The sequence below is a fragment of the Pseudoalteromonas sp. SR45-5 genome (genome assembly GCF_014163565.1).
Taxonomy (GTDB): domain Bacteria; phylum Pseudomonadota; class Gammaproteobacteria; order Enterobacterales; family Alteromonadaceae; genus Pseudoalteromonas; species Pseudoalteromonas distincta.
The window spans coordinates 1-11,171 of sequence record NZ_JACJDN010000055.1 but is presented as its reverse complement, the minus strand read 5'-3'; the positions used below and the strand labels follow the sequence as shown (position 1 = coordinate 11,171).

Annotated in this window: 10 protein-coding genes and 1 pseudogene; 4 read left to right on the top strand and 7 right to left on the bottom strand. The window is 39.2% G+C overall.

The features are described from left to right. Positions 1–59 precede the first annotated feature (59 nt). The 6 genes from H5072_RS03860 to H5072_RS03835 form a co-directional block, all read right to left on the bottom strand. A complete protein-coding gene (locus H5072_RS03860) occupies positions 60–905 on the bottom strand; it encodes a DUF4198 domain-containing protein (RefSeq protein WP_182692761.1) in 846 nt (281 codons plus the stop codon). Positions 906–939: 34 nt separating this feature from the next. After that, positions 940–1,449, bottom strand: a complete 510-nt coding sequence (locus H5072_RS03855; RefSeq protein WP_024596098.1) for a DUF2271 domain-containing protein — start codon at positions 1,447–1,449, stop codon at positions 940–942. Continuing rightward, complete coding sequence (locus tag H5072_RS03850) at positions 1,449–2,081, bottom strand: PepSY-associated TM helix domain-containing protein (RefSeq protein ID WP_182692760.1); 633 nt, start codon at positions 2,079–2,081, stop codon at positions 1,449–1,451. The genes H5072_RS03855 and H5072_RS03850 overlap by 1 nt, the downstream gene beginning before the upstream one ends. 124 nt (positions 2,082–2,205) lie before the next feature. Further along, positions 2,206–2,601 carry a YbaN family protein gene (locus H5072_RS03845; RefSeq protein WP_182692759.1) on the bottom strand — a complete coding sequence of 132 codons (396 nt, stop codon included), beginning with the start codon at positions 2,599–2,601 and terminating at the stop codon, positions 2,206–2,208. Between the two features lie 129 nt (positions 2,602–2,730). Next, positions 2,731–4,050 carry a carbohydrate porin gene (locus H5072_RS03840; RefSeq protein WP_182692758.1) on the bottom strand — a complete coding sequence of 440 codons (1,320 nt, stop codon included), beginning with the start codon at positions 4,048–4,050 and terminating at the stop codon, positions 2,731–2,733. 100 nt (positions 4,051–4,150) lie between these two features. Further along, entirely contained in the window at positions 4,151–4,633 is a 483-nt protein-coding gene (locus H5072_RS03835) for a MarR family winged helix-turn-helix transcriptional regulator (protein WP_182692757.1), read from the bottom strand. Between the two features lie 428 nt (positions 4,634–5,061). On the opposite strand from H5072_RS03835, the gene H5072_RS03830 reads away from it, so the two are divergent. From H5072_RS03830 to H5072_RS03815, 4 genes are all read left to right on the top strand, one after another. After that, entirely contained in the window at positions 5,062–5,910 is an 849-nt protein-coding gene (locus H5072_RS03830; protein WP_182692756.1) for a D-hexose-6-phosphate mutarotase, read from the top strand. Positions 5,911–5,946: 36 nt separating this feature from the next. Then, a complete protein-coding gene (locus tag H5072_RS03825; protein WP_024596094.1) occupies positions 5,947–6,480 on the top strand; it encodes a PH domain-containing protein in 534 nt (177 codons plus the stop codon). Beyond that, complete coding sequence (locus tag H5072_RS03820; protein WP_182692755.1) at positions 6,473–8,020, top strand: PH domain-containing protein; 1,548 nt, start codon at positions 6,473–6,475, stop codon at positions 8,018–8,020. The genes H5072_RS03825 and H5072_RS03820 overlap by 8 nt, the downstream gene beginning before the upstream one ends. A gap of 122 nt (positions 8,021–8,142) precedes the next feature. Further along, positions 8,143–10,959, top strand: a complete 2,817-nt coding sequence (locus tag H5072_RS03815; RefSeq protein WP_182692754.1) for a PD40 domain-containing protein — start codon at positions 8,143–8,145, stop codon at positions 10,957–10,959. Between the two features lie 16 nt (positions 10,960–10,975). Here the strand turns inward: H5072_RS03815 and H5072_RS03810 are convergent. Next, positions 10,976–11,171: pseudogene (locus tag H5072_RS03810) on the bottom strand (hypothetical protein); the annotation flags it as partial.

Genomic DNA, 11,171 nt, shown 5'->3' with positions numbered 1-11,171 from the left:
GACGTAAAAAGGCCAAGCAAATGCTTGGCCTTTCAATTTTTTAAATTTAGTAATTTAAATTATTCAGGGGCAACTTCAAGCGTTGTAAATAATGCATAACGTCCTGCATCTACGCCTTCTTCATTTACGGTAACCTTGTTAGAGGTTTCGATTAGGTATAGGCCTGGCTCTTTCCACGTAATTGTAAACATACCGTCTTTATCGGTCGTTACTTTTACTTCGCCACGCTCGTTACGGTAGCGTGTGTCGCCTTTTAAAATACTTACTTCAACGCCTTCACCAGCAGATTTACCATCTTGTAGTAACTGAAAACGTGCTTGTTCACCTACAAATAAATCGTTTGGATGCGTTGGACCGCTAAGCTCTAAGCCTAAACCTAGCTGTGCAGGTTTTGAGGTGCCATTTCGGCTTACAAATGTATCTACTGTTGAAACAACCTTCGTTGTCGTTACATCTTTTGCATTGCTAGGTAACTCGGCTTCTGTTTTTTTACCAAATACGCGCTGGCGCTTACCTTCTTCGTTTTTATAGAAGGTCATGTACATTGGCTTTTGGGTCATTGCAATGTGGTAAGTGCCTTGCTCTGTTAAGCTTACCGCAGCTGAGCTTTTACGCTTTAAGTAATAAGCACGAATGGTGTCGCTTACTGGCTCACCATTAGGCGCAAGTGCCATTAATAATGTGTCGTCGTACTCGGCGCCTTTTTCTTTAGGTTTAAAGGCTTTGTCTGGTGCAAACATTTCGTTAGAGATACTAGCGTCAATCATTACGTAATGCGCTTTATCGCCTGATAAAGATGTATGCGAAGGTAGTAACCAACGTCCGTGTGCACTTGCTGAAGTTGACACTAAAGCAGATAAGCTCAATGCGCCGATTAATGCCGTTTTTAATAAATTAATTTTCATTGTATTTCCTTAAATTCAAATGATTAAGTAGCAGCTACTTAGTGCTTACAGTGACGAAGCTTTTAGAAAACTCGTTTTTACCATCAATTGTCAGTTTGCCTGATTTAGTTAAATCAAGCTCAACGCGGGTGTAGTCTCTGCCGCCTTCTTCGCGTACAACTTCAATATTTAGTAAGTATTTACCTGGTTTTACTGGGTTACCGTCTAAATCATTACCTTGCCAATTTATGGTGTAAGTACCTGCGCGTTTTGTTGCGCCGCTAATGCCGTCAAAGTTGGCATCGCTTTTACCAGCTTTACGCCACCATTGGCGTAAGTCTTTAAACCATTCTGCTTTTTGCACCCAAAGTGCAAGCGTTGTAACGTGTTTGCGCTCTGGTGTTTCAAGCCAAACTGCAACGTATGGGCGGTGATACGGTTGTACTTCTAAGTCAGGCAGCGTTAATTCAACCTCTAGCTGTGGTGTTTTTGCATGCGCCGTTGTTTGAAAAAACGCAGCTACGAGCAGTAATGCGGCGCTTATAAATAATTTAAATTTAACCATTAAGACACTCCTTTTATTTGTGGAACCCAACATAAATAAATAACCAGTGGAGTTACCACTCCGAGTACGGTTATCCATATTCCTGCTAAGCGTTTTTTTCTATTTTGAAACAAAATAATCATGCCGGTGATGGCAAATAAAATCATTAGTACGGCAGATATATCAATTACCCAACTCCATACTTCACCGCTGTGGCGGCCTTTATGTAAGTCGCCAATAAGGCTTAAAAAGCCACCTGTTTGGTAATCAAGATTTAGCTCGCCAGTTGTAAAATCAAGCTCTGCGTAGGCAAACCCAGCAGGCAGTGGGTAGTCGAGCATGACAAGCGCGTCTTCTTTTTCCCACTCAATGCTTTTTACTTTTGTAAGTGCATATTGCTCGGCTAGGTAAGCTTCTATTTCAGGGTAAAGCGTTGGCAGCGTATTTAGCTGCTCATTCGCTTTGGTAACTAGCTCTGCTGGAATTACCGCCGTTACTTGGCCATTATTTTTATCGTTTTTAAGCCAATCAATATGGTTGAGCACAATGCCGCTAACGCAAAATAAGATAAGCAAAAAAAACAAAGCTGTAGAAATATAAATATGTAGAGCACGGCTTGTGCTATACAAAGCCCGCTTGTTAATAAACGACATAAAAACAGTAAATAAATTAAATTTACAGCATGATAATGATTTGCATTAGCTATTACAAATTTACTTACTTATCTTTACATAAAAACTTTAAAACAAAGGCGGTAAGCAGGTAAAAAATGAATATTTAACGCTTAGGAGGGCTGGAAGGTCTTAAAATAAGGTAAATCATTACCAATACTTCTATTACTGCAACGAGATAAATAACCCAAATAGGGGCGGCTGAATACAGTAAAAATGTAAATCCAATTAACATGCCAATGGCGGCGTAGCATTTGGCTTTTACAGGCACTACTTTATGGGCTTGCCATTGCTGCAAAGTTACACCGTAACGAGGGTGGTTTAACAGCCATTGTTCAAGCGCGGGTGATGAGCGAGTAAAGCAGGTGAGCGCTAAAATAAAAAATATAGTGGTAGGCATGACCGGCAGCACAATGCCAATAATACCCAAGGCTACAAGTATTAAGCCAAGTGTTTTAAACCATAAGTTTTTATAACAAATAAACACTGCTTTTATATTCACTTAGGCTCTTTTTAGTAATGGCTGATACTTTCGATTGTAGGCCAAATAGTTATAAAATCGAAGTGTAAAAACATAAAAAAGGGCAAACTAAGTTTGCCCTTTTAAATTTATAAAATAGGTTTTACTTATCTAGAAGTAGTAACCTACGTTGATGTTAAAGCGACGCTCTGTATCGCCATCACCAATAATTGTTCCGCCAATAAATGGCTGGTTACGTGCTTGAATAAAGTCAAAGTACGTAAATAACGGGCCTGCTGATACGCTCATACCTGTTACGTTCATCCATGTATCTGCACTGTCGTCAGATTTGTCATAAATGATCCCGTAATCGTTGTAAAACTGTACGCCTGTTATAGGGCCTAAATCAACCGATAGGTCGTAAGCTACGTTAAAGTTAGTCATAGTAGCTTCGCTTGATACGGTATCGTAGTAGTCAAACGCACCTACAACAAAGCGGTTGCTGTTGTCGTCTAGGTCGTAGTCGTACTCACCGTGCTGAAATTGAATATTCCAGTTATTTATTTGGCTGTTTACGTGGAACGCCCATGCGCCGTAGTTACCTGCACGGTCGTTACCATCATGTAAGCCACCACTTAATAGTGATACACCCACATCGGTTTTAGCGTTTTCGCCATGCTCAATTTGGTACACTGTACGAGCTGCAAATGTGTTGTATTCACCAAGGCGAGAGCCAGGTGCATCGTATGTGCCTTCGGTTGTTGCACGGCTACCAACTATATCAAAAGAGTAACGCTCGTTAACTTCAGAGCTGCCATCAACGCCGCCTACTTCATCATTTTTGAAAAAGCCTAGGTCTAGTTTCCAGTTATCTTTTAGTTTACGGTTTACTGTTACACCCAAGTCAAAGTCGTCTTCTAGGCCAACATAGTAGTTAGTGCTAAAAAAGTAGCTGTGTGAGTTGTATGGGCCATTACCAAAAGGGACAGGTGCAATACCAGCTTGTGCTTCCCAGCCATCAGTAAATTCGTAACCTAAGTATGCATACTTAACAATGGTCATGTAATCGTAAAAGCGAAAATCACCATTAACAGAAATATCGTTTATTTCGCCAGATAAGTTAATGCGAAATACTTCAAAGTCTAAGTCGCCGCTACGATCTTGAGTGTCTTCATCGTATGAATTAGTGCTGTAATTAAAACGCACTGCGCCACCAATTTTAACGCCTTCGTCTTTTTTCTCAGATTCGGCGGCAGCAACAACTTCTTTGTTATCAGCTTTTTTACTAATTTTTGCAACTTCTTGCTTGTGTAGCTCATTAATTTTTTGCTGTTTTGTTTTTTCATCAGCTAACTTATTTTCAAGCAGTTGCATTTGTTGCTTTAACTGCTTAAGTTGGCTTTGTAACGTGTCTAGATCATCAGACGCATAAGAAGTACTTGTAACACCACCTAGAACTAGTGCTAGTGTTAATTTTGAGAGTTTAGTCATAATTGCCGCTCAGATTTTGATTAAAAAATAAAAAATTCAAGACGTAAAAAAACGCCTTACGTTTAGGGTAAGTACAAAAACTATGTATTTTTTTTATTATTTATTCTTTAGGAGCTTGAGTAAGCGCACCAACTTCTAGAAGGGGCGATGCATCTAATTTATCTGCATCCATCATTGCGGCTACACGCTGCATTGATGAGAGTAAAAGGCTCTGTTCCCATTCAGCAAGTGCAGAAAACTTTTCAATAAAGTGTTCTTGCAATGGCTGAGGTGCTTTATCAAGTAACTCTTTTCCTTTATCGGTGAGGTATAAGCTCACTCTGCGTTTATCCATTTGACTGCGTACGCGTGTTACTAAGTTTCTGCTTTCTATTCTGTCGAGAATATTGGTGACCGTTGCTGGGCTTAAATTTACATTTTGAGCAATACGGCTCGCCGTTATTCCATCGGTTTTTTGCACTTCTTGCATTATAAGCAATTGTGGGCCAGTTAAACCCGAAGTTTTATTTAGCTGCTTAGAATGTAAGTCAATCGCGCGGATAACTTTACGTAAAGAAATCAATAACTCGTCATATTTTTGCATTTGCTTATCTCGTCGATGGGGCGGTAGTTTGCCGTAATCGCGAAATGTTACACATCAAATAAATTGAATTCAAATAATATATTGTACTTTAGCCCGCTTTTATTGGTTTTTAATAGTTAGAGCAGTAACTAATGTAAAATTATATTGTTTAAATATTGGTAAATTTTCTTAGCACCTTGTGTGCATTAAGTTGCGCACAGTACGTATGTTGTGAATAATTGGCAAGTCTTATTGTATAGACTTTAGTATTATTCATTTACAGCTGTTAGTACAAAGTAATTGTTTGTGAGTTTACTGTATATGTATTAATCGGCAATGAACAAATTCAGCAATCAATATTTAATATCAATAGCGTATACTTTAAGCATGCATTATTGTTTAGATGTAAACATTAAAAATCTTTAGTATCAGTATTATAGGGGGAAGGTATGAAATTATCGCCATCAGTTAGCATTGAGCAAAGCGAATCCGGACTTGAGTTTATTAAAGTAGCTAGTGAAAAGTGCGACGCAAAAATATTTTTGCAAGGTGGGCAAATTACCGAGTTTATCCCTAAAAATAACAAGCCACTTATTTGGGTTTCACAAGAGGAAACCTATCAAGAAGGGGCAAGTATTCGAGGCGGTATTCCTATTTGTTGGCCGTGGTTTGGTACACACGCTAATGATGGGTGGCCTGCCCACGGTTTTGCGCGCACAAGCGTATGGCAAGCCGATGAAGTACACGAATCTGATGAGCAAATTACAGTTAGTTTAAAGCTCCCCATGAAACTTGTTAATACAACGTATTGGCCGCATCAGTGCGCATTAAAAGTTGAGTTTATATTAAGCGATAAATTACAGGTTCGCTTAACGACCACTAACTTAGGAAGTGTGCCATTTAGCTTTACTCAAGCATTGCATACCTATTTTCCAACCTCAGATATTACAAATACCCATGTTGATGGTTTGCAAGGCGCGCAATATATTGAGTTTAGTGAAGGGCCATTTGTACAAAATGATGTTGTAAACTTTAATCGCGAAACCGATATGGTTTATACACAAGCAAATGCAGTACAAACCATTAACACGCCAGAAGGTGTTATTAATGTGAGCCGCGAAAACTCAAGTTCGTGTGTGCTGTGGAATCCATGGATAGAAAAGTCAAAACGCTTATCTAACTTTGCTGACGATGAATATAAAACAATGCTCTGCCTAGAGGCCGCTAATGTACTGACAGATAAAGTAACGCTTGAGCCAAAACAAAGCCACACCTTAATAACCACCATTAGTTGGTAAGCTAGTCATAATTAAAAGCAGAAATAGGGACAAATAGTGTTTAACAATCAACAAATAATGGATTTGCCAAAGCATAGTGATATTAGCTTTAAGCCATTGGCTGATAAAGCCTTATTACATACACAACTTAGCTCGCTTCTGTTTTATGTACCGCTAATTGGAGCGCTTATTGCTGTTTGTTATTTTAATGAAGCTTTTGCTAATAATGCACAAACGTATTTGCTAATTGGTATGCCAATTTTGGTAGCCGTATCTATGGCGTACAACATAATAAGTGTGAGGTTGCGAGGTTTTGCAGTGCGAGAACATGACATTGCTTTTAAAAAAGGCGTTATTTGGCAACAAGTGACGGTATTACCTTTAGCGCGTGTACAGCATATGGAAATACACCAAGGGCCAATAGAGCGAAAACTTAGTCTTGCGAGCATTAAATTATTTAGCGCTGGCGGTGTAAGTGCGGATTTACAAATTAGCGGGCTAACCCATGATGATTGTAAAAACATGCGCCAATTTGTACAAAACTACCGCCAAGACGACGCAACTACTCAGGCAGCTTTAGTCGATGAGTAATACAACTATCGAAGATAAAGCCAGCCCTATTTACTGGCAAAAAGTATCGCCCTGGGCACTTTTATACTTTGTTGTGCACTTTAGTGTGCGCTTTGTAAAAGATGGCCTTTTAAACTTACTGCCCATGCTAGTCGTATTTGTTACTCAAGTAGAAAATAAGTTGTTTTGGGCGCAGGTTGCAGGCGGTATTGCACTAATTTTGCTACTTGTTTACTCATTTTTATATTATTTAAATTTTAAGTTTAGTATTAGTAGCGACAACGAAATATTGCTTAACAAAGGTGTATTTAAAAAAGAGCGACTTACGCTTAAATTTGGCCGCGTGCAAAACGTTAATATTGCCGAGCCGTTTTATTTTACCCCCGTAAACTTAGTTAATTGTATTTTTGATGCCGCTGGCAGTGTGTCGCAAGAAGTTGTTTTACCAGGTGTCACTAAAGATTATGCACAGCAAATGCGTAAACAAATATTTGATTTTAAAGCGCAGCAACAGCAAGAAGCACCAAATACTGAACAAAGCGAAACAGACACTATCGAAAACAGCCTAAGCATTAGCAATAAAGAAATAGCCAAATTTGGTTTAATGTCGAATATGGCTATTTTAGCAATCGCTGCTTTTGCCCCTTTTATAAACCTAATTGTTGATTTTTTAGAGAAGCAAATTATTGCGAAAGTAGAAGGCTTTTACCAACAAGAGCTTGGTATGCTGGCCAGCGCTGCTACTTTTGCGATGATCACCTTAATTGGTTTGTTAGTTTTGGTGGCTGTAATGCTATCGGTGACTATGTCGCTTATTCGTTTTTATAATTTTGAGCTTTATTTTAAAGGTCAAAAGTTTAAACGCATTGCTGGCTTGTTAGAGCGCCATCAGCTTTCAATGAGCATGGACAAAGTGCAATCTATTGTTATTAAACAAAACCTAATGGGGCGATTACTAAAGCGATTTACCGTTGAGTGTTTACAAGCAAGTAGCGGCGGAATAGCAGCCGGTGTGGCGGCTAAAAAAAATAAACAAACGTTAGTACTACCTGTATTAAATAGCGAACAAGTTGATAGTGTATGCCAATGGATTTACCCGTGGTTTAATAGTAAAAAACTCGCTTTTAAGCGCGCAGAGCGAGCGCTTTTGTATAAAAATTTAGGCTTTTATTCACTGTTACCCAGTGTATTAGTGTTTGGCTTTTGTTTTATTGCTGATATTAATACTTTGATAAGCCTTGGTGTTTTAGTGGTGTTTTCTGGCTTGGTGACTTTGTCGTATCAGCGTTATGGTTATTACATGCATGAGGATAATGGTCGATTTTACATGGTTGTACGCAAAGGTATGATTGGCGTTCATTACCGTGTTTTTGAGCTTTATAAAGCGCAAAGTGCGCGCAGTATAAGTACGTACCTAATGAGAAAGTCAGGCTTAAAAAGCCTGTATATACAACTTGCTTCAGGCTTTGTATTTATGCCCTACATAAAGCAGCAAGATGCTGACTTTATTATTGATTTTACAATTAAGCAGATTGAGTCAGATACTCGCAGCTGGATGTAAAATACCCTAATAAAACATGTGTAAATACCCATTTTCACATGTTTTATTACATTTTCTTACTGCCCATGAAAGACATTTAATAATACCCTAGATGGTATTAAGGAATTATTTTAGGGACGCTCATGAAAAAAACACTTATCGCATCAGCTTTATTACTAGCAGCACCGATCTTTGCAGCCGATTGGCAAACTATTCATACCGAACATTTCAACATTCACTACAGTGTTGAGCATGCTGATTTTGCTAAATCAACTGCAGCAGAGCTTGAAATAGTACGCACCAAAGTGCTTGAGCAGCAAAACCGAACACTTGATAAAACAGTTGATGTAGTGGTGTTTGATCCCCTAAATGCGGCAAATGGCTTTGCGCTACCTACCTCAAATAATCCTGTAATGGCACTTTTTACAACCCCACCACAATCCGACACCGTTATATCAAACAGCGCTGGCTGGCAGCAGTTACTTGTACTGCATGAATATATTCACTTAGTGCATTTAGCACAGCCTACACGCAATCACTGGCAGCAAAAAGTACGTGGCATATGGGATTTATACGACTTAACTTACAGTGATACACCGCGCTGGGTAGCCGAAGGTTATGCCACATTGATTGAGTCTAAAATGACGGGCCGTGGGCGTTTATTTGATAACTACTCAGAGTCAATACTGCGAGAATTTGCTCAGCAAGGTGCTTTGCCAACCTATGGGCAATTAAATGGCGAGCAGGGCTTTATGGGCGGCTCAATGGCGTATTTAATGGGGAGCCGCTTTTTAAATTGGCTAGAGCAAAACTATTCAGAGCAAACACTCGATAGTGTTTGGACGCGAATGCAAGGCGTAAAAACGCGTGATTTTGATGAGGCATTTAGCGGTGTGTTTGGGCAAAGTGCAGCCAAGCTATATCGCCGATTTATAGCTGAATATACCTATAAAGCAATGCAAATAGAACAAGGAGAGCCGTTACTTAATAGTGAACTTTGGCTTGAACTTAACTTATATGCAAGTAACCCTGCACTTTCAAAAGATGGTAGTAAAATTGCAATTGTTGAGCGAGACAAAGAGAGCAATACCAAGCTTATAATTTATAGCACGGACGACAACATAAAGGCGCAAGAGGAGTTTACTAAAGCGCAAAAAGAGCTACTCAAAAACGATGCACAAGACATCCCCGATACAGCGCCAAGTGTGTTTAAGCGCGAACAAAAACAAGTGCTTAATCAAATTAATCGAGCCGGTATTGCAAACCCGCAATGGGTAAATAGCACAACGTTATATTTTAATGCGTACAGCAATGAAGAGTCGGGTATTTATAATAAAGTGTCAGATATATTTAGCTATAACACTGACACTGGAAATATTACACAGCTTACCAAGCTTGCTGGTATACGACGATTTAGCGTAACCAGTAACGGTGAAACCTTGTATGGCGAGCAAATAAGAGGTGGCTACTCTGAATTAGTAAAGGTTGATCTCAATACGCAAACCACCACACCATTATTTACAAAAAGCCTTGAGACAACTTACGATTACCCAATACTCAGTCCTGATGAAACTAAATTAGCTTATTTATCAACGTCATTAAATGAAAACTGGCAATTGTATATACAAGATGTGGGTAGTAATAAGCAGCAATTAATACCTATGCCAAACGGGTATCAATATTTAAGTCAGCCTAGCTTTAGCCATAATGGTGAGTCACTTTACTTTGTTGCAGGCTTAAATAGCGCTACTGATATTTATAACTACAACATAGAGAGTAAAACACTCAGCAAGTTAACTCAGGGGCAGGAAGCCGTTGCTCACCCGATTGAACTGGCCGATGGCTCGTTACTCTATTTTTCGATAACCGCAGATGGGCCAAATGTAAAAACATTGCCAAAAGCTATAAACAGCACTGTAGTTACTGAGTTTGCAGCTAACAAAAAAGCACCGCTGCTAATAGTAAACGAACATACGCTTCCAAAAGCTAAAATATATACGCATCAAACAACGCAGCAAACAAATTACAACGTGCTCGAGCAGCACGCTACTTTTGCACTAGGGACGCAGTATTATTCGGCTTCTACCAGTTTGTTAGATTTAAGCATTAAAAGTAGCGATTTATTAAAACAGCTCGACTTGCAAGCGGGATATAGCACTGATTTACACGATGGAGCACTGCACGGTGGTTATGTGCAGGCAAAATATAATGCGCTTGATGTAAAACTGAAACTTGCACTGTTTGACTATAATTTAAATACATCGCGCCAGTATCAACAAAGGCTAAATGCAGATATGGATGCCCGTGGTGGTTTTGCTGCAATAAGTTACCCTGTTAAATTTGGGCAGCTAAGTTTAACGCCGGAGCTTGCCTACAATTACACTGATTATAAACAACGCCATAAAAATTGGACGCGTTTAGGCGTTGCCCAAAGTTGGCAATATGATCGTCAAGACTTTGTGATAGGCCAAAGCCTTTATGCAAGTTGGTACGATGGCAGTAGTAAAAGTAATAGTTGGCAAGGTTACGATTTAGTCGCCAAAATTTTTGGTAAAGCGTTTGGTATTCCTCTTTATGCAAATTTTTCTCAAAAACAACGTGATGACAGCAGCCTTGCATTAGGTGGCTTTAGCTCAAATCTTATTAATCAGCAGCAAAATAGTGAATATGTACTTTCATCTGAGCTGCCTTTTTATAGCGCAGCTGCAAAGCGCTATCAAGGTTACGGTGGCGGCTTTAGCTTTAAAGAAGGCATGCCGTGGCTTTATTACAAGCAGCATCAACTCGACGGCACCGTATATGCACAAAGTTACGGGATAAAACACCAAGGTGATTTTAGTTTTGGAATGGGGCCTGCTGGTATAAATGACTTAATATTTAATATGGGACTGTCGCGAGTAGAAGGCGACAGTTTTGAGGATGAAATGCGAGCGTGGCTGAGCTTTTATTATTCGCTATAAATATTAATTGGCTAAGTTACTTATCCATCTGCAAGGATAGTAACTTAGCTTGATATACATCGATTTTTTGGTTATCACGTTCTAGTTCGATAGCTTTCTCAAGCAAGGTTTGTGTTTGTTTAATATTACCTTGTTGATAGCGAACTTTTGCGAGTTCCAAGTATAACTCAGCAATGTAAGGCGCTTTAGTAATAGCTTGCTCAAGGTGTGCT